Source organism: Rothia sp. HMSC076D04 (assembly GCF_001814645.1).
Taxonomy (GTDB): Bacteria; Actinomycetota; Actinomycetes; order Actinomycetales; family Micrococcaceae; genus Rothia; species Rothia mucilaginosa.
Map to the genome: position 1 here is coordinate 139,786 of NZ_KV817363.1, position 21,483 is coordinate 161,268.

General features: G+C 58.3%; 21 protein-coding genes, 1 tRNA gene and 1 rRNA gene. 12 read left to right on the top strand and 11 right to left on the bottom strand.

Features of this window, described 5'->3' with window-relative positions:
- Window positions 1-13 precede the first annotated feature (13 nt).
- Window positions 14-1,669, bottom strand: a complete 1,656-nt coding sequence (locus HMPREF2980_RS01415) for a sensor histidine kinase (RefSeq protein WP_246823635.1) — start codon at window positions 1,667-1,669, stop codon at window positions 14-16.
- A gap of 93 nt (window positions 1,670-1,762) precedes the next feature.
- Window positions 1,763-2,506 carry a response regulator transcription factor gene (locus tag HMPREF2980_RS01420; protein ID WP_070689896.1) on the bottom strand — a complete coding sequence of 248 codons (744 nt, stop codon included), beginning with the start codon at window positions 2,504-2,506 and terminating at the stop codon, window positions 1,763-1,765.
- A 259-nt stretch (window positions 2,507-2,765) separates the two neighbouring features.
- Between HMPREF2980_RS01420 and HMPREF2980_RS01425 the strand changes: the two genes are divergently transcribed.
- The 6 genes from HMPREF2980_RS01425 to HMPREF2980_RS01450 all read left to right on the top strand — a co-directional run bounded on the left by HMPREF2980_RS01425 (window position 2,766) and on the right by HMPREF2980_RS01450 (window position 8,671).
- Window positions 2,766-3,635 carry a PRD domain-containing protein gene (locus tag HMPREF2980_RS01425; protein WP_049345980.1) on the top strand — a complete coding sequence of 290 codons (870 nt, stop codon included), beginning with the start codon at window positions 2,766-2,768 and terminating at the stop codon, window positions 3,633-3,635.
- A 718-nt stretch (window positions 3,636-4,353) separates the two neighbouring features.
- On the top strand, window positions 4,354-5,334 hold the full coding sequence (locus HMPREF2980_RS01430; RefSeq protein WP_049326832.1) for a mannose/fructose/sorbose PTS transporter subunit IIA: 981 nt from the start codon (window positions 4,354-4,356) through the stop codon (window positions 5,332-5,334).
- Window positions 5,331-6,200, top strand: a complete 870-nt coding sequence (locus tag HMPREF2980_RS01435) for a PTS mannose/fructose/sorbose transporter subunit IIC (protein WP_049360185.1) — start codon at window positions 5,331-5,333, stop codon at window positions 6,198-6,200. The genes HMPREF2980_RS01430 and HMPREF2980_RS01435 overlap by 4 nt, the downstream gene beginning before the upstream one ends.
- Before the next feature lie 11 nt (window positions 6,201-6,211).
- Complete coding sequence (locus HMPREF2980_RS01440; protein WP_049352264.1) at window positions 6,212-7,066, top strand: PTS system mannose/fructose/sorbose family transporter subunit IID; 855 nt, start codon at window positions 6,212-6,214, stop codon at window positions 7,064-7,066.
- A gap of 172 nt (window positions 7,067-7,238) precedes the next feature.
- The gene (locus HMPREF2980_RS01445) at window positions 7,239-8,012 is read left to right on the top strand and encodes an HAD-IIB family hydrolase (RefSeq protein WP_049352261.1); all 774 of its coding nucleotides are present in this window, start codon (window positions 7,239-7,241) and stop codon (window positions 8,010-8,012) included.
- A 134-nt stretch (window positions 8,013-8,146) separates the two neighbouring features.
- Window positions 8,147-8,671 (top strand): hypothetical protein, encoded by a 525-nt coding sequence (locus HMPREF2980_RS01450; RefSeq protein WP_210399283.1) that lies wholly within the window; start codon window positions 8,147-8,149, stop codon window positions 8,669-8,671.
- Window positions 8,672-8,850: 179 nt separating this feature from the next.
- On the opposite strand, the gene HMPREF2980_RS01455 is transcribed toward HMPREF2980_RS01450, so the two are convergent.
- The 4 genes from HMPREF2980_RS01455 to HMPREF2980_RS01470 form a co-directional block, all read right to left on the bottom strand.
- A complete protein-coding gene (locus tag HMPREF2980_RS01455) occupies window positions 8,851-9,210 on the bottom strand; it encodes an ATPase (protein ID WP_070689898.1) in 360 nt (119 codons plus the stop codon).
- An 11-nt stretch (window positions 9,211-9,221) separates the two neighbouring features.
- Window positions 9,222-9,734, bottom strand: coding sequence for a hypothetical protein (locus HMPREF2980_RS01460; protein ID WP_049350253.1), 513 nt, complete (start codon window positions 9,732-9,734; stop codon window positions 9,222-9,224).
- A gap of 184 nt (window positions 9,735-9,918) precedes the next feature.
- Entirely contained in the window at window positions 9,919-11,661 is a 1,743-nt protein-coding gene (locus HMPREF2980_RS01465) for a cation:proton antiporter (RefSeq protein WP_070689901.1), read from the bottom strand.
- A gap of 249 nt (window positions 11,662-11,910) precedes the next feature.
- The gene (locus HMPREF2980_RS01470) at window positions 11,911-12,861 is read right to left on the bottom strand and encodes a hypothetical protein (protein ID WP_049340057.1); all 951 of its coding nucleotides are present in this window, start codon (window positions 12,859-12,861) and stop codon (window positions 11,911-11,913) included.
- Between the two features lie 291 nt (window positions 12,862-13,152).
- Between HMPREF2980_RS01470 and HMPREF2980_RS01475 the strand changes: the two genes are divergently transcribed.
- The 5 genes from HMPREF2980_RS01475 (at window position 13,153) to HMPREF2980_RS01495 (ending at window position 17,699) form a co-directional block, all read left to right on the top strand.
- Window positions 13,153-13,755 (top strand): TetR/AcrR family transcriptional regulator, encoded by a 603-nt coding sequence (locus tag HMPREF2980_RS01475; protein WP_005504130.1) that lies wholly within the window; start codon window positions 13,153-13,155, stop codon window positions 13,753-13,755.
- Between the two features lie 274 nt (window positions 13,756-14,029).
- Window positions 14,030-15,427 (top strand): galactokinase, encoded by a 1,398-nt coding sequence (locus tag HMPREF2980_RS01480; RefSeq protein WP_005504129.1) that lies wholly within the window; start codon window positions 14,030-14,032, stop codon window positions 15,425-15,427.
- Between the two features lie 434 nt (window positions 15,428-15,861).
- Window positions 15,862-16,026, top strand: a complete 165-nt coding sequence (locus tag HMPREF2980_RS01485) for a hypothetical protein (RefSeq protein WP_005504128.1) — start codon at window positions 15,862-15,864, stop codon at window positions 16,024-16,026.
- A gap of 532 nt (window positions 16,027-16,558) precedes the next feature.
- Complete coding sequence (locus HMPREF2980_RS01490) at window positions 16,559-16,879, top strand: glutaredoxin domain-containing protein (RefSeq protein WP_012902647.1); 321 nt, start codon at window positions 16,559-16,561, stop codon at window positions 16,877-16,879.
- A 1-nt stretch (window position 16,880) separates the two neighbouring features.
- Window positions 16,881-17,699: a shikimate 5-dehydrogenase gene (locus HMPREF2980_RS01495; RefSeq protein WP_049354130.1), complete on the top strand. Its 819-nt coding sequence runs from the start codon at window positions 16,881-16,883 to the stop codon at window positions 17,697-17,699.
- Window positions 17,700-18,041: 342 nt separating this feature from the next.
- Here the strand turns inward: HMPREF2980_RS01495 and HMPREF2980_RS01500 are convergent, their stop codons facing one another.
- The 3 genes from HMPREF2980_RS01500 to HMPREF2980_RS01510 all read right to left on the bottom strand — a co-directional run bounded on the left by HMPREF2980_RS01500 (window position 18,042) and on the right by HMPREF2980_RS01510 (window position 20,444).
- Entirely contained in the window at window positions 18,042-18,863 is an 822-nt protein-coding gene (locus HMPREF2980_RS01500) for a rhomboid family intramembrane serine protease (protein WP_049338658.1), read from the bottom strand.
- 57 nt (window positions 18,864-18,920) lie between these two features.
- Window positions 18,921-19,745, bottom strand: a complete 825-nt coding sequence (locus tag HMPREF2980_RS01505) for a rhomboid family intramembrane serine protease (protein ID WP_049338659.1) — start codon at window positions 19,743-19,745, stop codon at window positions 18,921-18,923.
- 171 nt (window positions 19,746-19,916) lie between these two features.
- Window positions 19,917-20,444, bottom strand: a complete 528-nt coding sequence (locus tag HMPREF2980_RS01510; protein WP_005508008.1) for a peptidylprolyl isomerase — start codon at window positions 20,442-20,444, stop codon at window positions 19,917-19,919.
- A gap of 173 nt (window positions 20,445-20,617) precedes the next feature.
- On the opposite strand from HMPREF2980_RS01510, the gene HMPREF2980_RS01515 reads away from it, so the two are divergent.
- Complete coding sequence (locus HMPREF2980_RS01515; protein WP_070615733.1) at window positions 20,618-20,953, top strand: hypothetical protein; 336 nt, start codon at window positions 20,618-20,620, stop codon at window positions 20,951-20,953.
- A gap of 323 nt (window positions 20,954-21,276) precedes the next feature.
- Here HMPREF2980_RS01515 and rrf read toward each other — a convergent pair.
- Together rrf and HMPREF2980_RS01525 are read right to left on the bottom strand one after the other, a co-directional pair.
- A 5S ribosomal RNA gene (gene rrf / locus HMPREF2980_RS01520) occupies window positions 21,277-21,393 on the bottom strand.
- Between the two features lie 3 nt (window positions 21,394-21,396).
- Window positions 21,397-21,469, bottom strand: a tRNA-Ala gene (locus HMPREF2980_RS01525).
- Between the last annotated feature and the right edge of the window lie 14 nt (window positions 21,470-21,483).

Here is a 21,483-nt window from a genome sequence, read left to right on the forward strand (position 1 = left end):
CCGAGCAGGCGCATTAGGCGCGCGCCGCCTCCAAAGGCAGACGCACCGTAAAGACCGTATGCCCAGGCTGACTCTGCACCTGAATCGAACCGCCGTGCGCCTGCACAATCGCCTGCACAATCGCCAACCCCAGACCGGTGGTTCCAACCGAACCGGAGCGTGCCTTATCGGCACGGGTGAAGCGGTCAAAAATCTTCGGCAAAAAGTCAGGGGCAATGCCCGGGCCATTATCGGTCACAGTCACTACAGCTTCACGGCGTACAGTATCCACGGCCAGGCCCGCAGTCACGCGCGTACCCTCATCGGTGTGCTTGCGGGCATTCGAGAGCAGGTTCAAGATGACACGCTGAATCTGGGATCGATCCGCCACGACCTCAACCGGCTCGTCGGGTAGGTTCAGGTGCCATTCGTGGGTGCGCGCGGCAGCCTGCATGTCGGAGGTACATTCAAGCACCAGCTCAGTCAGATCGACGAGCTCAAATTTGGGTTCACGGCCTTCATCCAGGCGAGCGAGGGTCAGCAGGTCCTCCACGAGGCGTGACATGCGTTCGGTCTGCGAGTCGATACGCGCCAGGGAGGATTGACCGGATTCACTGAGCGGCTCGGTCCAGCGGAGCATGTCGGAGTACCCCTTAATGGCGGCAAGGGGCGTGCGCAGCTCGTGGGAGGCATCCGCGATGAAGGCGCGAATCTGGTGTTCGGTACGTTCGCGCACCTCGAGGGCGGAGTTCACGTTATCCAGCAGCTGATTGAGGGCGTAGCCCACGGCACCCACTTCGGTGCGCGGATCGGAATCACGCGGATCCACTCGCACCGCCGAGGAGATGGTGTGCTCTTCCAGGTCCAGGTGCGCAACATCGGTTGCCACCGCGGAGACTCGCTCCAGAGGCTTCATGGTGCCGCGAATAATGTAGGAGCCCGCCACGCCGGCACCAACCATCACGGCGATGGAACCGAGGGCTACCACAATCACGAAGATGGTGAGGGTCTGCTGTACGTTGGCGAGCGGAATACCAACCACCTGGGCATCGGCGCTGCTATTAGCCTTCGGGGTGATTTTGATGAGGTACAGGCCGGATTCCAGCTTGACCTCTCGGACTTCTTCCCTAGTGGCATTCAGTGCCATGGTTCCGAGGGTTACCTGGTCGTTGGCGGAAAGGGTTTGTACGGTGCCCTCCTTGGTGAGCTTGCTTGCGATTTCTACGGCACCTTCGGATTCCACGCAGGTGATGATAGTTCCGGACGCCTGACCGGGCGCAAAGAGGGAGCTGCTCTTCTGCAGGTCGCTGCAGTCCACTTCTTCTCGCTTGCCGTCTCGGGAGGTCGGCTGCACTACGCGGTGGCTGGTTTCTTTGAGGTCGCTTTGTGCCTGCTGGTAGAGGGAGTTCTGCAGGGTCACGTAGGTGGACAGGCCAATGATGAGGCATGCAATGCCGAGGGCTGTCACGAGGATGGCGATAAGGCGCGAACGCAGGTGGGGTACGTACCCGAGTTCTTCGGGGGATGCCTCGGGATTCCTCATGCTCTTCCAGGCGGCGCGTAGGCGCACGAAGAAGTTCCCCGGCGAGGGCGCGGCGCCGTCTCGTGCGGGGGTACCTGCACGCAGGGGGCGGGTTGCTTCGTTATCCGGGGAGGCGGGTTCACCTGGTGAGTAGGAGCCCACGAGCATCCTTTCTTTCTATATTCGAAATACGGAATATAACTGATATGGCGCGGTATAACCGGGTGTTATACCGCGCCATATGAAGAGCAGAGAATAAAACTATACGGCGGGACGCAGCACGTAACCGGCACCGCGCACGGTGTGAATCATCGGTTCGCGACCCACGTCAATCTTCTTACGCAGATAGGAGATGTACAGCTCCACAATATTTGCCTGACCGCCAAAATCGTAGTTCCAGACGTTATCAAGAATCTGACTCTTGGAGACCACGCGCTTCGCGTTCTCCATGAGGTAGCGCAGCAGGTCGAACTGGGTTGCGGTGAGGTTGATCTGCTCGCCGCCGCGGGTCACCTCGCGGGTGTCCTGGTTCAGTACCAGGTCGCCAACGACCAACTCAGCATCGTCAATGGCGGCAACACCGGAGCGCTGCACCAGGCGGTGCAAACGAATCATGACCTCTTCCATAGAGAAGGGCTTAGTCACGTAGTCATCAGCGCCTGCGGCAAGGCCCTCGATACGGTTATCAACCGAATCCTTAGCGGTCAGGAAGAGGCAGGGAACCTCGGGGTAGAACTTACGGATACGGGAGAGCAGCTCCAGGCCGTCAAAGCCAGGCATCATAATATCCAGCACGAGCACGTCGGGGCGCCAATCGCGGGCAATCGCGAGCGCGGAGGGGCCGTCGCCGGCGGACTGCACATCCCAGCCGATCATTTTCAGACCCATGCTGACGAGTTCTTTGAGCATTTCCTCATCGTCAACGACGAGGGCGCGGATGGGGCTACCGTCCGGGTGCTCTAGCACGGGAAGGTTCTTTGCGATTTCGGTTGCTTTGCTGCTCATGTGGTTAAGAGTATCGCGATTTAGGGTTCGCGGTGAGGCGGGAGCCGGTTTTCAGCCGCAAACTTATGGAATGCTTGCCCGCGTCACAGCTGGGGCACAGTTTCGCGCCGCCCATTATCCCAACCACGCGCGTTACCCCTTCTATACGGGTTCAATCTTTCGGTAAAATTTGTAGTAGCTTAGGTGATGCTCAATCGCCTTTTATCGTTTCAGTGTGCCACCCCGACACAGGCGCCCCGACACCCGCAGAGGAGGACACATGCGCATTAGCCGTATTTATAACAATAATGTTGTCCTCACGGTGGATCATTACGGCAAGGAGTCCGTGATGATTGGTCGCGGCATTGCTTTTGGTAAGCGTAAGGGTCAGCTGATTGACCCGTCTGCGGTGGAGCAGACGTTTGTGCCGGAGCAGGGCATGTCGGGTGAGCGCTTGAGCATGACCCTGTCTGAGATTCCGGCGGAGATTCTGTCGATTGCCACACTTTTGGAGTCGAAGGTGCGCGCCGAGGGTGCACTGGAGCTGTCGAACTCGTTTATTCTTCCGCTGGCTGATCACCTGCACTATGCGGTGGTTCGTGCGCGTGACGGGGTGCGGGTGCAGTATCCGCTCGCCCCGGAGGTGACTGTCCTCTACCCGCGCGAGGTGGAGTACGGCCGCACGGTTTTGGAAATGGTTCGCGAGCGCCTGCAGGTTGAACTGGACCCGAACGAGGCTATCCCCCTGGCGTTGCACCTGGTCAACGCGCAATTTGCGACGGCGGATATGTCTCAGGCATTCCGCATGACCGAGGTTTTCGCGCAGGTTTTTGAAATTATTGAGGCAAGCTACGAGCGGAAGATCGACCCGGATTCGATGAGTGCGGCACGTTTTGTGACGCACCTGCGGTACCTGTTTGTGCGGGCGAGCCGCGCCTCCGCGAATCGCGCGGAGGATGCAGATGAGGTGTCGCAGCCGAGTTTGTTGGCGGCTCTTCGTGAGGATGCACCGCGTGCCTACGCGTGTGCGCAGAAGGTTTTGTTGGTACTGCAGATGCAGCTGAAGCAGAGCCTGACTCGTGATGAGTTGACGTATTTGACGATTCATATTGCGCGTCTGGCGCGGGATATGTGGGGCATTAACGCGTAGCGCATGTTCGATAGAAAGCGACCGGGAGGGTTCCCGGTCGCTTTTTCTATGCCGCGAAATCTGCGCCCCAGAATCCCGGTGAGGGGTTCGGGTGGCGGAATCTGGGAGTGAGGATTCCTGAGGGGTGCTGCCAGGCGGAACGTGGCCGTTAAAGGTGGGTTGCTATTTATATATACAACCTGTCACTAAATTGTCGTTTTCCTGGGTTTTTCTTCGCGCATTAGCGCGTCGATTTAAATTTTGAAATGACGGTTTATAACGGCGTATTCCAGAAATACCATTCTGTGGACAGACCGCAGGGAAATGTGGGTTTTTTATAAATCCCACATCTTTTGACTCGCATACCCATTTTTTGTTCGGTATTTTCTTTGTAAATCATTTTCTTGCATCATCGCAGTCAAAATATCCTGCAACAAGCACGTCGTCAGCCCGCGTACAAGATGCCGTCATTCCTGAAATTCCGCAAAAATAACGCATTGCCCTCCGTGTCGACAACCTTTTTTCAGTGTTCTGTTTAAATTTTTTACACCCTGGCAATAAATACGTGTTTTGACATCAAAAACCCATATTCCAACACTTGAAAAAATGTCATAGGAACCTAAAGTGTGCAAAGTCAGATAAAACCCACAAAACACAAAAACAACGTGTTACTATCTGAGAATTATGAGGCCCTTCACGGGGCCACTACACACCATGTCACGAACACGAGAGGACCACTATGGTCACTATCATTGTGGCGGCACACGGCGAGTCGGCTCCGGCTCTGCTGAAGACCGCCGGCATGATCCTCGGTAACTTCGAAAACGTCCACCCGGTCACGTTCCTGCCGGGTCAGGGCCCCGAAGATCTCGTCGAAGAGTACACCCGCATCGTTGAGGCGTCTGAAGCAGAAGAAACCCTGCTGCTGGTCGACCTCTTCGGCGGTAGCCCCTACAACGCCGGTGCGCAGTTCGCAGCCACCCGCGAGGGCGTCGACGTCGTCTCCGGTGTCAACGTACCGATGCTTATTGAGGTCATCTCCGGCGCAGGCCGTAAGAACGCAACCCTCAAGTCCCTGGTCGCTAAGGCGCACAAGGCTGGCACTAAGGGTATTCGCTCCTTCCAGGAGGCGAACCAGCCCGCAGCCGCCAAGCCCGCCGAAGCGAAGCCCGCAGAGACCAAGGCGGTCGAGGTTCCGGCTGCTCAGCAGGTTCCCGGCGGCACCATGGACGCTATCTTCACCCGCATCGACTCCCGCCTGATTCACGGTCAGGTGGCAGGCACCTGGGTTCCGCATATCGCACCGCAGACCTTCATCGCGGCATCCGATAATGCGGCACACGATCAGCTGCGCAAGTCCCTGCTGCTGCAGGTCGCGCCGACCAGCGTGAAGACCAATGTCCTGGACATCGCTAAGGCTGGCCGCGTGTACAACAACCCCAAGTACACCGGTATGAAGACCATGTTCGTCGTAGAATCCCCCGTTGACGTGGTGCGACTGCTCGACGAAGGCGTCAAGATCAACGAAGTGAACGTTGGTGGCGTCACCTTCAAGACCGGCATGGTTCAGCTCTCGGACGCAGTGTACGCCTCCGAGGAGCACCTGGAAGCCTACCGCGAACTCATTAAGCGCGGTGTGAAGCTGACGGTGCAGCAGCTGCCCAACCACTCCCCGGTTGATTTGGAAAAGATCCTCAAGCAGAAAGGCCTGGACGCATGAGCGCCCTGACGTTTATTCTCGTTGTTCTCGTGGCGTTCATTGCGGGCGTCGCATCCGTGGTGGACGAGCGTCAGTTCCACCGCCCCCTGGTCGCTTGTACCCTGATGGGTTTTGCGCTGGGTGACCCGACTACCGGCATTATGCTCGGTGGCGCACTGGAGCTCATCGCACTGGGCTGGATGAACGTCGGTGCGGCTATGGCTCCCGACTCGGCTCTGGCATCCACCATCTCCGCTGTTGTTGTGATTCAGGGTCACCAGGACATCACCACCGGTATTGCTATTGCTGTGCCGCTGGCTGCGGCAGGTCAGGTTCTGACCATTTTCGTTCGTACCATTACGGTGTTCTTCCAGCATCAGGCTGATAATTTCGCGAAGACCGCGAACTTCCGCGGTATTGAGTTGATGCACATTAGCGGTATGGCTCTGCAGGGTCTGCGCGTGGCTATCCCGACCGCTATTGTGGCGCTGATTAGCTCCGACGAGCTGACCCGCCTGCTGAACATGATTCCTGCCGAGGTGACCACCGGCCTGCGCATCGCCGGCGGCATGATCACCGTGGTCGGTTTCGCAATGGTCATCAACATGATGCGTTCGAAGGCCCTCATGCCCTTCTTCTTCCTCGGCTTCATCGCCGCCGCCGCTATCCCGGCAACCCAGTCGATTGTGCCGCTACCCGGCGGAAGCTCAAAGGACGTCCTCGTGGCACTGTCCACCCCGGCACAGTTCAACCTGGTTGCTATCGGCCTGGTCGGCGCCTGCCTGGGCCTGCTGTACACGCAGCTGAACCCGCTCTTCCATAAGAGCGAGGCACCCGCCGTAGCACCGGCAACCGCAGCAAACGACCTCGATAACGAGCTCGAGTAAGGAGCATCATCATGACTGAGAACAAGAACGTCGAGCTCGTTGAAGTTCCCGAGCTCACCCAGCGCGATAAGGTCGAAACCTACTTCCGTTCCACTTTCCTGCTCGGTTCGTTCAACTTTGAGCGTATGCAGTCCATCGGTTTCGCGGTTTCTATGATTCCGGCGATTAAGCGCTTCTACACCAAGAAAGAAGACCAGGCGGAGGCGCTGACCCGCCACCTGGAGTTCTTCAACACCCAGCCGTGGGTTGCATCCTCGATTATGGGCGTGACCGCTGCGATGGAGCGTGAGAAGGCAGCCGGTAAGGACATTGACGAAGCCGCCATCACCAACGTTAAGGTGGGCCTGATGGGCCCACTGGCCGGCGTGGGCGACCCGATTTTCTGGGGTACCGCACGTATCGTGCTGGCGGCTCTGGGCGCATCCCTGGCGGTGACCGGCAATATTCTGGGCCCGCTGCTGTTCTTCTTCGGCATGACCGCAATTCGTTGGGCAACCCGCTGGTACGGCTTCAAGTACGGCTACGAGAAGGGCACCCAGATTGTGACCGAGGCGGGCGGCAACACCCTGCAGAAGATTACTCAGGGCGCCTCCGTGATGGGCCTGTTCGTGATGGGTGCTCTGGTGTACCGCTGGACGAGCGTGAACATTCCGTTGCCACTGACTAGCTACACAAACCAGGCGGGCGAGACGGTAAATGTGACCGTCCAGTCCGTGCTGAACGATCTGCTGCCGGGCCTGGCCTCGCTGGGTCTGTGCTTCCTGTGCATGTGGCTTCTGAAGAAGAAGATTAACGCCATCTGGTTGATTTTCGCCCTCTTTGGCGTGGGCATCCTCGGTTCCTACCTGGGATTCCTGGCTCTCTAAAAATATGAGGAATGAGCCCTTTCACCCTTCAGTGAAGGCGTGAGATTCAGGGGCTATATCTCAAGTGGTGGGGGTGCGGTCGGTACACTTAAAAGTACCGGCGGCACCCCCGTTTTTTATGGGTTGCGGCGCACAATTCGCGGCAATGCAGCCCTCCCGCGAAGGAGTTTCTATGACCAAATTGATGGCTTTCGATCTTGACGGCACAATCCTGTTTAACCGTGCCGTGGAGCCTGCCACTGAGCAGGCGATTGCCCGCTGGCAGGCGGAGGGTAACCTGGCGGTCTCGTGCACGGGCAAGAGCATTTTTGCCACGCAACTGGCGTTGAACCCGACCGCCATCCGTTTTGATTACCACGTGCTGTACACGGGTGCGGTGATTACTGACCGGCAGTACCGGGTGATTTACCATCAGCCTCTTCCGGTGAGTGTTGTGCAAGCGTGCTACGAGCATTTCAGCACCGTGGACGGCGTGGCTCTGTTCGCGACGACTCTGGATAACGATTACAGCCTCTGCGACCGGGTGGGCTCCTCGACGAATATCCTGCCGGAGTTCACTCCCCTGCCGGCTGACGACCTGCAGAACCACGAGTACGTGGGTGTGCCCCTGTGGATTCCGGATGCTCAGGTTCGCGAGGCGGCGTACACCTGGATTCTGGAGCGTTTTGGTGATTCGGTGGACTGCCACAAGAACCAGGATTTCCTGGATATTGTGCCGCCCGCCTGCACAAAGGGCACCGGTCTGCAGCATCTGGTGGAGTACCTGCAGTCGGAGCATCCGGGTAGCTCCTATGAGGTGCATACGATTGGAGATTCGTGGAACGATATCGACATGCACCGCTACGCTGACCGTTCGGCGTCGTTCTGCTACTCCCCCGATGAGGTTAAGGCTGTCACCACCGATTGTGTGGATAAGGCGTACGAGTTTATTGAGGCTTCCCTGTAGAAGCTGCCGAGGTGGCGTTTAGGTGCGGCGAGCGCCCGTCTGCCAGCCGCTTCCGCGTACTCGCCGCCTACTCCCCCGTTTCACGTGAAACACCCGCTTTCCCGTTACTCCCCGTGTACCCCCGTGAGGTTTCTATGTGCCCTTCCGCTTCTCAGCCCCGTAAGAACCAGCCCGGCAAGGATCAATTTCCCAAGAGCCAGTCCCAGAAGAGCCAGCAGGCCGAGCCTGCTCAGTCCTACGACCCGTCCAGCTTCTCTGACACCTTCCGCGCTATGGCGCGTGAATCACTCGTGAAGAACCAGAAGAACCAACCGGACTCCCCCATCGTCTCGATTTCTCCGGTGCTGATTGTTTTGGGTGCCATTGCGGCGGCACTGTACGGGCTGTGGCAGAGCTGGGCGTGCCTCATTCCGCTGATGCTGATTCTGGTGCTCATGTGGATCCGCTACACGATGCAGCGTCAGGCGCTCAACGATTTCGCCGAGCTGGAGGCGGCACGCACCGCATGGAAGAAAACCCGCGACCGCCAGTACCTGGAGCTGATGGCGGCGCAGTCGGCGCGCATCCTGGATGAGAATAAGGCGCTGACCAAGCAGGCTCGCGCGCATGTGCAGGAGTACGCGGATTTCGCGGCGCAGAAGCTAGGTACTCAGCGCTAAAGACCCCGCTCGTTCGCCCCTACGCCCAAAAACAAAAGTATTCGACGAGAGTTAGTCGAGGTGAGCGTTCAGGCACAGCAAAAGACCGTAACCACTCCCCCATACGGGAGCGGTTACGGTCTTTTATTCACGTCAGATACCCTCTGCGGGGGTCTTTTACGTCTTAGGGGGTTTACACCCTAGTTGGTCTTCTGCGCGGGTGCTTCAACGGGCTCTTCTGCGGCTTCCTCGGCGACTTCCTCGACGGACTCCGCAGATCCTTCGTCTGCGCTGTCAGTAGCCGGAGCCTCGTCCAATCGCTGCACTACAGCGGGGCGGTCATCAAAGCCGCGGCGGGTGCCTCGGGCAGCCTTCGCCTCCATGGTGTACAGCTGCTCGCGATTCGTCAGCACCACCAGGGTCATGGCGTTCAGGCAGACACCCACAATGCACAGAATCCAGCCGATCAGCATGAACCGACCACCGGAAAGCACCGCGCCGGAAAGCATCAGGGCAACAGAAACCAGGTACGCCGGGGAAAGCAAAAACTTCGTATTCACTACCGACCTACCTAGCGTGCGTTGGAGCGGGGCTTGGGGGTACGACCCGAACGGGGACGCGAGGGCAGAACGCTCATACGGCCGGGGGCACGATCAACAATCGGCTGAGATTCGGTGGGCTCTTCCTCGCGGACCTCTGCAGTTTCAGCGGGCGCGGTCGCCTCAACGGTCTCAGCTGCCTCAGCGGGAGCTACTTCCTGATCAACCTGCGCCGCAGCATCGTGCTCAACTGCCTCATGCTCAGCGGCTTCTCGTTCTTCGCGGCGGTGCTCTGCGCGCTCGCGGATACGGTTCTCCACGGAGGATTCGAAACCGTCCAGGTTGGTCACCAGTGCGGGGGTCGGGTCACCCTTCGCCTTACCCACGGACAGCACAAAGGCGAGGACGTTCAGGCCCAACGCAAGGATGAGAAGGATCCAGCCGAGCCACAGGAGCCAGGGGTTGGAGGTTCCAATCAAGAGCGCGCCGCAAAAAATTACGCAGAGGGAGGTCAGGTACGCAGGCGAGAGAGTCTTGAAATCCATGTCTACTTTCAAAGTGTTCGTGAGTTTGAGAGAGCTAACGTTCGGTTCTCATTTTAGGTGATAGTTGAGGCTTAATCTGCTTCTGCCCCTGTCTATCGCCTGTGAGCTAAAGACCAACGGGCTTATCTCGGTGGCGTAGGCAGGGGCAGAAACGTCACGTTCATGCGCGCAGTGCAGGTACCGGCTAGGACATGGGGGTTACCTCGTTGGTGACCAGGGGCGAGGCGGGCGCGTTTTCCACCACGGGGATTGCGCGGGTGCTCAGGGTGCCCTGGTGCTTCTTCCAGAGGTTGTAGCGTTCCATGGCGACCGCGCCGGCGGTCATGGCAGGAAGAATGAACATGCCGGAGGAGCGGATGCTTTCTGCCTGCGCCAGGATGTCCAGCTTACGCACCACGCGGGTCACGTCGTGGGAGTCGTAGCGGTCCTGAGCAGAAATAACCTCGTTCTGCGCGGCGACGAGGGCGGCATCGCGCAGGCGCACGAAGTCGTTCCTCTTGTCCTTAAGCTTCTCCATGTGCTGCTTGTATTCTTCGGGCAGTGCCTCGCTGATTTCGTCTCGGCGGGTAATGGCGGAGCACATTTCCTTCACGCGAGCGTAGGTTTCCGGGTCGGTGGTTGCCTTCGCTTCAGCCTGTAGCGCTTCAAGGGCGGCGTCCTGCGCAATCTTGAGTAGTTCGGGTACGGCGGTTTCTTCTTCATGGTTAGCCTGCACGCCAAGGACCTTCACGAGCAGGGGCAGGGTCAGGCCGGGCAGCACGAGGGTGAAGAAGAGTACGGAGAGCATCATGACGATGGCGTCCTGGCGTACCTGTTCGGTGCCGTTGACCACGGGGATGGACAGGGCAAGAATCAGGGTCACGAGGCCTCGCATGCCGGACCAGGTCATAACGATAACTTCAGCAAAGCTTTCGGGTGCACCCTCGTGGATGGGGTTCTTGCGTCCTGCCAGCCAGACGATGGTGAACCAGATGAGGCGCACCAGGATGGCGACCAGTGCGACCAGGGCACCGTCAGCGAAGAGGCTTGCGATACGGGAGGGGTCGGCGGTGGCGATGATACTACTTGCCTGCAGGCCGATGAGGCCGAAAGCGACACCGGTCATGAGCAGCTCAATAATCTGCCAGAAGGAGGTGGAGGAGAGGCGTTCTTCCGCTTCGAGTGCCGCCATGTATTTGGTGCTGGTGAACTGGATAGCGCCGATGACCACGGCAATAACGCCGGAGGCGTGCACGCTTTCAGCAGCGAGGTAGGCGCCGAAGGGGATCATGAGGGTCACGGCGTTGCTGGTGACCACGTCGTGGGCACGCTGGCGAACGTAGCCGCCAAGCCAGCCGAAGATATAACCAATAATGACCGCGAGGATCGAGCCGAGCACGAAGTCCTTGGCGACCGAGAGCGGCTCGATGTGGTGGCCGCTGGTCATGGAGTGGATTGCGGCGTGGAAGAGAACGATTGCGATAGCGTCGTTGAAGCTACCTTCGGTCTGCAGAGTACCGATGAGGCGGCGGGGGATGCCGACGGGCTCAGCGACTGCTTCCACGGCGACGGGGTCGGGCGGGGAGACGGCGGCACCGACGGCAAGGGCGACGGCGATGGTCATACCGGGGACCCACCACATGGCTGCGCCGGCAATTGCCAGGGCGGAGACGGTGGTGAGAAGGACCGAGTAGAGCAGTACGGATCTCCAGCGGCGGCGCAGGGTGCCCCAGGAGAATTTAACGCCGATGGCCCACAGTAGCGGCGGAAGGAAGATCGGCAGGATGATGTCGCTGTCGATAGTAAGATCCGGTCGGTTGGGGATGAAGAGCGCGGCGGTGCCGAGCAGGGTCATCATGACCGGCCAGGGGAGGTTGAGTCGATCACCGACGCTGACCATAAACACGGTCGCAATCAGGATGATGACAATAACGGAGAGGTAAAGCATTGGTCCGGTGTTGTTCCTTTCGCGCGGCTAGGGTTAGTCGGCTACGTCTTTCTACTCTACCGGAGGGGCTCATTCCGCTTTTCGGATATGGGGGTTCTGCAGCGTTTATTGTGGTGTTGTTTACCTCTAAGCCTAATGCTCTTTACGGAATATAGAGTTTTCCCCTGAATATCTCTGCTTTTCAGCAGGTTATTCAGGGGAAAATTCTATATTTGGAATATATCGATTGGGGTAGCTACCTCTAGCAGATTACTTAGAGCCGCATCCACCAGCACCGCAGCCACAACCGCCAGCGGGAGCTTCCTCGACAACCGGTTCAGGCTCGTCGTGGCCACCACAGCAGCCACCCTTTTCTTCCTTTGGTTCGTCGTGGCCGCCGCAGCAACCGCCACCACCGTGGGAGTGACCGTGAGCCTCAGCCGGAGCTTCAGCGGAGGAACCGCATCCGCCCGAGCCGCAACCGCAACCACCGGCGGAAGGTGCCGGCTCCTCGTGGCTACCGCAGCCACCCGAGCCACAGCCACAACCGCCACCGTCAACCGAACCGCAGGCGGAGCCGCGTGCGTCGCGGTGACCCATGAGGTCCACGCCGAGGTCGGAGAGGTAACGCAGGTAGCCTGCGAGGGCGTCGCGTCCACCGGTGCCGGAGATGACGATGCCGCCGTGACGCAGTGCTTTGAGTACCTCGTTGACCATGGGCCACTGCTCAATATCATCGGTAATGGTGATGGCGCTGACCACGTGCATTGCGAGGGAGGTCAGCGAGCGCAGGGACTGTTCGTAGCCTTCGGGCAGGTGGATGACCTTGGCGGGTGCTGCCAGACGCAGGATGGACAGCACGCGCATGAGCATCATGGGTACTGCATTTTCGGGCAGTAGTACGGTCACGCCGATGGCGGAGGATTCTGCAATACGTTCAATGCTTGCCGCGAGTTCTTCGGAGTCGATATCGCGGGAGATATCCAGTACTTCGTAGGAGTCCACGGCGATGGAGCGGGTGCCGAGGGCGTCGGCGAGTGCTTCATCTTCGGTGTGGATCGCAATCATGTTGCGGAATTCGTTGCGGCGCACGACGGAGGCTGCCTCGATAAGGGTGAAGTCCTGTCCGTCACCGTCCACGAGGAGGGTGTGGATTTCTTCGCGGTTGAGGCCTTCGCCTGCGGTGGCGCGCTCGATTAGTTCAGAAAATGCATTGCTCATACCGAATATTAAACACCTGATTTTGGGGCGTTCGCCCGCGAGGTTTACCTGTCTTGGCGGTTTTGGGCGGTTTAAGACGTGATTTTATGCCGAGAGCGTGGGCGGCTACCTATTCTGTGTGTGCTGAAGCGTTTTTGGTGGCAAAAGCGCTCATGAAACGCGAACCGTTCGCTCCGGGTGAGTGAGAATCAACATTGCTTTTTGGGTTTGTGCCGCGTATTTGTTGGGTTTTTGTTTGCCGCGGGGTGCATCTTGCTCAAGATATAGAGTTGAACACCCTAAAATGAAAGGGTGGTACTTTCCCGTGAAAAGATTCTAGATACCGCCTACGAGGTCTTGGCGACCTACGGTTTGGCGGACCTTTCCATGCGCCGACTCGCTCAGGAGCTTCACGTGGCTCCCGGCGCTCTGTACTACCACGTGAAGAATAAGCAGCAGCTTCTCATTCTGTTGGCGGATTACATTCTGGCTCGTGCCCCGAAGTCGATGTCTGAGGAGGCTGAGCCGAATCCGGAGGCTATTCGCGCTTCGATGATTCGCCGCGGTGATCTTCTGTTCTCCCTGCTCTACCCGATTCGTGAGTGCCCTGAGGTGGTGCGTTTGAGTTTGACTCTGCACCCGCGTGAGTTGAAGCCGGTGGTGGCTATGGCTCATGAGTTCCAGGCTCTTGGTTTGGGTCATGCGGAGGCGCTGCGTCGTGCTCGTTTGTTGACTCATATTGCGTTGAGCCTGGTGGAGGAGTATCAGACTCTGCCGCTGATTTCGCCTCAGGAGGCTGTGGCGAGCGGCGATGTTCCTCTGATTGAGAATGCGTTTAACCGTTACCGCCAGGATTTGCTCTCTGCCATTGACACGATGATGGTGGTGCAGGAGCCTTATACGCAGGATGCGTAATCGCTTAGCCCTTCTTTTGGTTTATTAGTTATGTATGGTGCCCCGTGCTCCCTTGTGGGGGTGCGGGGCTTTTGCGTGCGTTGGTGCTGGCTGCTCTGCCGCGCCCTGGTACCTGCTGCGCCCTGGTACTGGTGCGGTTTGGCGGTTGAGTCGATGTTCGCTGGTTTTCTGCTTTAGTCTAGATGTGACACGTGCTTGTACCCGGAGTGTATCGGGTGCGCGAAGGGTGTCGTTTATGTTTTAGTGCCCTGTTGGGCTTTATCAGAGGTGTTCCATGTCGATGACCGCTACCGCCCAGTGGGCGGCTCTTCCGGACCATAGCGCGGAGATTGCGCGTGTGCGTGAGGAGTTTATTACTGCGTATGGTTACGAGCCGGATGGTGTGTGGTCTGCGCCTGGGCGTCTGAATCTTTTGGGCGAGTACATTGATTTTTTGGGTGGCTCGTGCCTGCCGATGCCGTTGCCGTACCGCACCTATGTGGCGGGTGCGTTGCGTCGTGATGGTGTGTTGCGCGCGGCTTCTTTGCAGATGCCCGGCGACGAGCGCACGGTCGTGATTCGCGATATCCAGCCGGGTCATTTAAAGGGCTGGTTCACCTATGTGGCGGGTGTTGCGTGGGCGATGAATCAGGAGGGCGGCAGGGATATTATGCTGCCCGATGAGTTTGGTGCTGACCTGCTGATTAATTCTCGTGTTCCGGTGGGTGGCGGTTTGTCGTCTTCGGCGGCTTTGGAGTGTTCGACGGCGTTGGCGTTGTTGGAGCTCTCGTGTCCGGTGCGTGAGGAGTGCCCGCAGGCGGATGCTACCCCGGCTGATAGTGATGCTTTGCGTGCGCGTCTGGCTCAGGTGTGTATTACGGCTGAGAATAAGGTGGCTGGCGCGCATACGGGTGGCCTGGATCAGACGGCGTCGTTGCGTTCGTATCCGGAGCAGGCTCTGGTGATTGATTTCCGTGATTTTTCGATTGAGCCGGTTGCGGTGGATATTGCCCAGCATGGCCTGAGTTTTTTGGTGATCGATACGAACACTCCGCATGAGCTGACGGATGGCGGTTTTGCGGCTCGTCGTGCGGCGTCTGAGACGTGCGCTGACGCTTTGGGTCTGCGTTTTTTGCGTGATGCCCTACCGGAGGATTTGTCGTGTGCGGGTATGGATGCGCGTGCGGCAAAGGCGTGGCGTGCTGACTTGGTGGATTCTTCGGTGAATCGTGCCTTGGATGCTCTGGAGGATGCGGGTCGTCCGTGTTCGTTCCCGCGTGGTTGGGTGCGTCATGCGTTCCACGATATGACTCTGGTGGGTCGTGCGAGCTATTTGCTGCAACATGCTGATGAGCTGGGCTTTGCGGCGTTTGAGGAGGCGGGCCGCATTTTCACGGAGTCGTTTGTATCGATGCGTGATGAGTTGCGTGTTTCTCGCCCTGAGATTGATGATGCGGTGCAGGTGTGCCTGGATCGGGGCGCGTTGGGTGCCCGTATTGTGGGTGGTGGTTTTGGTGGCGCGGTGATGGCGCTGATTCCGACCTCTCAGCTGGAGGCTGCCGCGGATGCGGTGGCGACTGCGTATGCTGTGCGCGGCTATGCGGCGCCTCGTTTTTTGCCGATGGTTGCTGGTTTTGCGGCGTCTCATGATTGGGCTGCGGGCGCTGCTCCTACGGATATTCCGGTGTTGTAGGGTTGGGTGCTGAAGTCTGTCATAAATCAGCGGGGTGTCATAGGGGCGTTTTTTCGGGGTTTTGAACAATATTCATAGCTGGAAGTTTCCTGCGAGTTTCTGCAAATTTCCTCCGCTCATCCCCCGTAATAACGCGCTGATAAGCCATAATTTTTTGGTCATTGGTCAAAAGTGGCGCCACGTTTTCTGAGGGTGGTTTTTCTTGCCTTCGCGGGTATGTACACTTATCGACGGACGCAATCCGTGAGCTGTAAAGTTTCGATGCGCATAGTCCGGCATATGGATAGCATCTACACTGGGTTCTACCGTCACATACAAACCCAGCTTGCAGGTTTCGTCCACCAAAGCATCACACTCCAGTTTTCTGCCCGTCCGGGCAGACCCCTCACTTGAAGTGAGGCTTTAGAGCGCGAAAGCGCAGAAAGGAGGCCCCCATGGGCTTCGATATCAAGGGCACCGTTGAGCAGGGCCTCGACAAGGCTCAGGAAGTCATCAACGAGAAGGCTGGCAAGGAGGTCGTCACCGACGAGCACGTTGCCAAGGTTGAAGAGGTCGTGACCGAGAACGTCTCCAAGCTGACCGAGAAGTTCGGCAAGTAAGGCGACAGCCTCCTTTGGATTGGCGCCCTGCCTCGCTTCCTCATGGGGTAGGGCGCCATTTCCCTGGGTTTGCATCACAGGCTTTCACTCAACGGCTTTCACTCAACATCTCTCTCGAATAATGGGGCGTTCTGCCCCGCCTGGGTTCTTTCATTCACCGACTCACTCGGCATATTGCTCAGCTTCGGTTACCGCCTGGTAGCCTGTTTTCACTCTTCTTTTACTCTTACTCAGCACAAGTGCTCGCGCTTTCTCGCGAACTGTATACGCCCCGCATCATTGGTCCGGCAACCTTGGTGTGGGGCGTATGCCGTTAATGCGCGGGGGAAGGCTTCTGGGGCGCAGGGTGAAGGCTTCTGCGGGAGTGCTGTGCGGGTTGCCGGGGTGCGGCGCGGGCGTTCGCCCGATGAGGGCCTCTCCCCCGCACCTACGTACTCAGGCTATGCTTGATACATCAACTTATTGAGCTGCGCCCTCAGGCAGGTTTTAGCGCCTCCTGGAGACCGCGGAGCACCCTGTTTATGGAGGAACTATGTTTGAACGTCAGCAGTCCGATCAGCAGAAGGCACGCGAGGTCATGAAGGATGGCGGCGTCGTCATTTATTGGCGCCCCGGCTGCCCCTACTGCGAGGCTCTGGATTCTAAGCTGGGCGAGCTGGGCGACCACGCTACCTGGGTCAACATTTGGGAGGATCCGCAGGCTGAAGCGCACGTGAAGTCCCTCAACGACGGCAACGCAACCGTCCCCACCGTGGATACCGGCGACACCCACTTTGTGGTCGCTGACCTGGTGAGCCGCAACAAGGTGAAGAAGCTGATCCAGAACACTCTCGACGCTGGCGGCGAGGCTTAAGATGACTCGCCCGGCGCTGAACCGCGATACGACGGTCTGCATTTCCTTGTCTGGTCGCCCGTCGAATCACGGCATTAAGTTCCACAATTACCTGTACGAGAAGCACGGTCTGGATTACCTGTACAAGGCGATGACCACCACCGACATTGAGGGTGCTATCGCCGGCGTACGTGCTCTGGGTATTCGTGGCTGCTCGGTGTCTATGCCGTTTAAGCAGGCTGTTATCCCGCTGATGGACGATATGGACCACTCAGCTGCGGTTATTGGTGCGGTGAACACGATTGTGAACACTGACGGCTTCTTGAAGGCGTACAACACGGATGTGATTGCGGTGGCCTCCCTGCTGCGTTCGCATAATGTGGATCCGTCTCTGCCGTTCCTGCTGCGCGGTTCGGGCGGTATGGCTGCGGCTGTGGCTGGTGCGTTCTTTGATGCGGGCTTCTCGCAGGGCATGATTATTGCCCGTAACGAGGAGACCGGCCGCGCGCTGGCTGAGCGTTACGAGTACGCCTGGGCGCCGGAGGTGGGCAACCTGCGAGCGCCGATTCTGGTGAACGTGACCCCGATTGGCATGGCTGGCGGTGAGGAGAGCGAGGAGCTGTCCTACCCGCAGGAGGCTATTGCTGAGGCACAGGTGGTCTTTGACGTGGTGGCGATGCCCGTTGAGACTCCGCTGGTTCGTGCGGCTCGCGCGGCGGGTAAGGAAGTTATTCACGGCGGCGAGGTGATTGCTCTGCAGGCCGCTGAGCAGTTCCGCCTGTACACCGGCGTGGAGCTCACCCCCGAGGAGGTTGAGGAGGCGGAAGCTCAGGCGAACTAGGTTCGCACCCGCTGCTTCTTTGCCCCGTGAGGGGCTCGATACGTGAAAGTGCCCGGAAGGTTGATCCTTCCGGGCACTTTTTGTTCTATCCGGCGCTTCGCGCCGAAATTTTTTGTAATTACACACATCCTGGTACTTAAGGTTTTCCACATCTGTGGAGAAATCTGGGGAAAACTCTTACACCCGTGTAATTCACTCTGTGTAATTCGGTCATTCTAGCCTGTATCCACAGGTTTTTAACATGTACTCACACTCGTGGAATTACACGAATGTAGTTATACACAATGTGGAAAACTGCTGTGGATAACCCGACTCCGAGGCGGATTTCCGCGGGTTTCAGGCTCAATAGCGGCCCTTGAACCGCCGCTGCAGGCCCTGTTGCGGCGGCTCCGAAGATTCAGATGACTCGGGCTTCTTCACGAACGGAATAATCAGCAGGGTCGCGAGCGCGCCACTGACAAGACCGCCAAAGTGTCCCGCGTGGGAAATATTCGGGTGGAAGAGGCTCTGCACAACATCAATACCCATGAGCAGAATAAAGAGGCGTGCGGTGTCCTTCTGCTTCCGAAGAAGCAGAAGGACGAAGAACGCGCCGTAGAGACCGTACACACCGCCTGACGCACCCACGGCACCCCGGTAGTAGGAGAAGAGGTACACGCTGCAGCCGGCACCCACGGTAGCCGCCATATATACGAAGAGGAACTTCCACCGCCCCATCATGCGCTCGAGGGACACACCGAAGATGAAGAGGTAAATCATGTTCCACACCAGGTGCATCGGATCAGTTTGCGAGTGCACAAACCCGTGCGTGATGAGGCGGTAGTACTCGCCGTGGTGAACACGGGGACCAGACATCATGCCGAGGTTGTGCACCCAACGGAATGGAATAATCTGTTGCAGACCGTACACCACGACGTTAATCAGAATGAGCGTGTACGTAATATGCCAGTGACGGGCGATGAAGGAACGCTTCGGGCTCGAGGCGCCTCCATTGAGGTCACGGTAGCAGTCGGGGCAGACCATGCCCACATCCAGCGCCACCTGGCATTCGCCGCAGACGGTGCGGTTGCAGCGCCCACACTGGGCGTAGCTAACGCGGTCGGGGTGGTTGACGCAGACCGTGGGGCTCTGCCCGTAGCCTGCGTAGTTGGGAAAGTTCTCCACTGACCCTCCAAGGGTTGTGTGCCGGATTTTCCGAAGATTTTTCACGTATTTTCAGGCTTAGTACCTGCCGTTTTGCCATTGCTGCGGGCTCTGCTGCTGAGGAGGCTCGGGCTTATCCACAAGCGGGACAAACAGCAGTGTCAACAGCACACCACCGACAAAACCACCCGCATGGCATGCGTGGGAGATATTCGAGGGGGTCAGAATGCTATAGATGATGTTCGGGGCAGTAATCATGACGAACACTCGTGCGGTGTCCTTCTGCTTCCTGATGATTAGCAGGGTCAAGAAAGAGCCCATGAGGCCGAATAGACCACCGGAGGCACCCACCACGCTGGTGTCAGACGCCAGCACGTACACGCCGAGGGCGCCGAAGACGATAGAGCCCAGGTACACGAGGAGGAACTTCCAGCGCCCCATCATGCGTTCGAGGGACACACCGTAGATGAAGAGGTTAATCATGTTCCACACCAGGTGCATCGGGTCGTTCTGCATGTGCAGAAAACCGTAGCTGATGATGCGGTAGTACTCGCCATGCTGGACGTAGGGCCACCAGATGTTGCCGTGCCTAACCACCCATTCATTGGGAATGATCTGCTGCAGACCGTACATCGCGACGTTAATCAGAATGAGCGTGTACGTAATGTGCCAGTGGCGCGCCAGGAATGAGCCCTGTGCTTTCGAACCTTGCGCCTTCGAGCTGCCGCCCGTGAGGTCGCGGTAGCAGTCGGGGCAGACCATGCCCACATCCAGCGCCACCTGGCATTCGCCGCAGACGGTGCGGTTGCAGCGCTTGCACTGGGCGTAGCTAACGCGGTTGGGGTGGTTGACGCAGACGGTTGGGGTCTGCCCGTAGCCTGCGTAGTTGGGAAAGTTCTCCACTGAACCTCCAGGGGTTGTGTACCGGATCAACCGGGGTGGTGTGCGGGGGATGGCGCGCGCGGGCATATAAGCGCAGGGACCCACCGGAAGAATCCTGGCGGGCCCCTGAACTATACGTGTTTTCTCAACACCTTCAGCAGAATGCTCGTATGAGCCTTCCGATGGGGTTTATTAGAGCTTTTCGATGTCGATCGAGGAGATGACAACGTCCTTGACCGGGCGGTCCTGGAAGCCGGTCTCAACGCCCTCAATAGCGTCAACAACCTTCTTGGATGCCTCGTCGGTAACCTCACCGAAGATGGTGTGGCGGCCGTTCAGCCAAGGGGTCTCAACGGTGGTGATGAAGAACTGAGAACCGTTGGTGCCGGGGCCTGCGTTAGCCATTGCCAGCAGGTAGGGCTTGGAGAAGGAGAGCTCGGGGTGAATCTCGTCCTTGAACTGGTAGCCGGGGCCACCAACGCCCATGCCCAGGGGGTCACCACCCTGAATCATGAAGTCCTTGATGATGCGGTGGAACACGACGTCCTTGTACAGGGGGGTGTTCATGATTTCACCGGTGCGGGGGTGCTTCCACTGACGGGAGCCGTCAGCGAGGCCGATGAAGTTCTCAACAGTCAGCGGTGCGTGGTTGCCGAAGAGCTCGACGACGATGTCACCGTAGTTAGTGTGGATAGTTGCCTTAGCAGTTGCATTAGTCATGGCTCTATTGTGGCACGGGGCGGCGCTCATTCGCCATCTAACATGTTTTTTCGCCCCGGGCGCACCGTTGGGCGGGCTTTTTGGGCGGGAATTGAATATCCTGAGAGGTGAACACTACGCGCGCGGCGGCGTTTTCTGGCTGCTGGCGCATTTCAACCGATGGAGGTCACCCCATGTTCTGCTGCAAGAAGCGTAAGGCACGCAAGGCTGCTAAGGCTCAGACTATTGTCTCTTCTCTGGCTGCTGTTGAGTCCGCGCTGGAAGGCAAGACCGCTGAGATGTTCGCTGAGAAGCTGACCGGCAACAAGAAGGCCCTGAAGAAGGCTCGTAAGGCTACCGCAAAGACTGTTCGTGCCGCTGAGAAGGAACTGGCTCGTATTGAGCGTAACGGCGGCAAGCGCCCCCGTAAGGGCCTGGCGTTCCTGGGTCTGCTGGTTGCTCTGGGTGTTGCAGGCGCCGCAGCCTACAACGCAGCTCGCCCCGTGGAGGACCCCTGGAAGAACGCATAAGCGTTCCCGTATCTTCTTCTTCTCTCAGGGGATCTAAGATAGCTTTCTGAGGCGCCGCTAGCGGCGCGAGGGAGCGCTTTATGAAAGATAGCCGCCCGCTAGAGTTTTACTCTGACGGGCGGCTATTGTTTGTTCTTTATGGGGGGAGGAAAGGGGAGAGAGGAGGCGCTACAGATGCTACAGGTAGAGCGCTGAATCTCCCCGTGCATATACCCCGGGGTGCCCCCTGCGGTAGTTCCCTGACATGCCCGGATATACCCTGACGTACCCGGATATACAAAGAACCCCATGTCTTTCGACATGGGGTTCTCGGTTCAAAAATAAACCGGCGATGACCTACTCTCCCACACCCACAAAAGTGCAGTACCATCGGCGCGAAGAGTCTTAGCTTCTGGGTTCGGAATGGAACCAGGCGTTTCCCTCTTGCTATAATCACCGGAAAGTGGAGGCGAGGGGACTCGAACCCCTAACCCTCTGCTTGCAAAGCAGATGCGCTACCAATTGCGCCACGCCCCCGTGGTGCTCTACTA

What these genes read in the sequence shown, in the direction of transcription:
- HMPREF2980_RS01415 (WP_246823635.1), bottom strand. Translation starts at nt 1,669, where the DNA reads ATGCTCGTGGGCTCCTACTCACCAGGTGAACCCGCCTCCCCGGATAAC.
- HMPREF2980_RS01420 (WP_070689896.1), bottom strand. Translation starts at nt 2,506, where the DNA reads ATGAGCAGCAAAGCAACCGAAATCGCAAAGAACCTTCCCGTGCTAGAG.
- HMPREF2980_RS01425 (WP_049345980.1), top strand. Translation starts at nt 2,766, where the DNA reads ATGCGCATTAGCCGTATTTATAACAATAATGTTGTCCTCACGGTGGAT.
- HMPREF2980_RS01430 (WP_049326832.1), top strand. Translation starts at nt 4,354, where the DNA reads ATGGTCACTATCATTGTGGCGGCACACGGCGAGTCGGCTCCGGCTCTG.
- HMPREF2980_RS01435 (WP_049360185.1), top strand. Translation starts at nt 5,331, where the DNA reads ATGAGCGCCCTGACGTTTATTCTCGTTGTTCTCGTGGCGTTCATTGCG.
- HMPREF2980_RS01440 (WP_049352264.1), top strand. Translation starts at nt 6,212, where the DNA reads ATGACTGAGAACAAGAACGTCGAGCTCGTTGAAGTTCCCGAGCTCACC.
- HMPREF2980_RS01445 (WP_049352261.1), top strand. Translation starts at nt 7,239, where the DNA reads ATGACCAAATTGATGGCTTTCGATCTTGACGGCACAATCCTGTTTAAC.
- HMPREF2980_RS01450 (WP_210399283.1), top strand. Translation starts at nt 8,147, where the DNA reads ATGTGCCCTTCCGCTTCTCAGCCCCGTAAGAACCAGCCCGGCAAGGAT.
- HMPREF2980_RS01460 (WP_049350253.1), bottom strand. Translation starts at nt 9,734, where the DNA reads ATGGATTTCAAGACTCTCTCGCCTGCGTACCTGACCTCCCTCTGCGTA.
- HMPREF2980_RS01465 (WP_070689901.1), bottom strand. Translation starts at nt 11,661, where the DNA reads ATGCTTTACCTCTCCGTTATTGTCATCATCCTGATTGCGACCGTGTTT.
- HMPREF2980_RS01470 (WP_049340057.1), bottom strand. Translation starts at nt 12,861, where the DNA reads ATGAGCAATGCATTTTCTGAACTAATCGAGCGCGCCACCGCAGGCGAA.
- HMPREF2980_RS01480 (WP_005504129.1), top strand. Translation starts at nt 14,030, where the DNA reads ATGTCGATGACCGCTACCGCCCAGTGGGCGGCTCTTCCGGACCATAGC.
- HMPREF2980_RS01485 (WP_005504128.1), top strand. Translation starts at nt 15,862, where the DNA reads ATGGGCTTCGATATCAAGGGCACCGTTGAGCAGGGCCTCGACAAGGCT.
- HMPREF2980_RS01490 (WP_012902647.1), top strand. Translation starts at nt 16,559, where the DNA reads ATGTTTGAACGTCAGCAGTCCGATCAGCAGAAGGCACGCGAGGTCATG.
- HMPREF2980_RS01495 (WP_049354130.1), top strand. Translation starts at nt 16,881, where the DNA reads ATGACTCGCCCGGCGCTGAACCGCGATACGACGGTCTGCATTTCCTTG.
- HMPREF2980_RS01510 (WP_005508008.1), bottom strand. Translation starts at nt 20,444, where the DNA reads ATGACTAATGCAACTGCTAAGGCAACTATCCACACTAACTACGGTGAC.
- HMPREF2980_RS01515 (WP_070615733.1), top strand. Translation starts at nt 20,618, where the DNA reads ATGTTCTGCTGCAAGAAGCGTAAGGCACGCAAGGCTGCTAAGGCTCAG.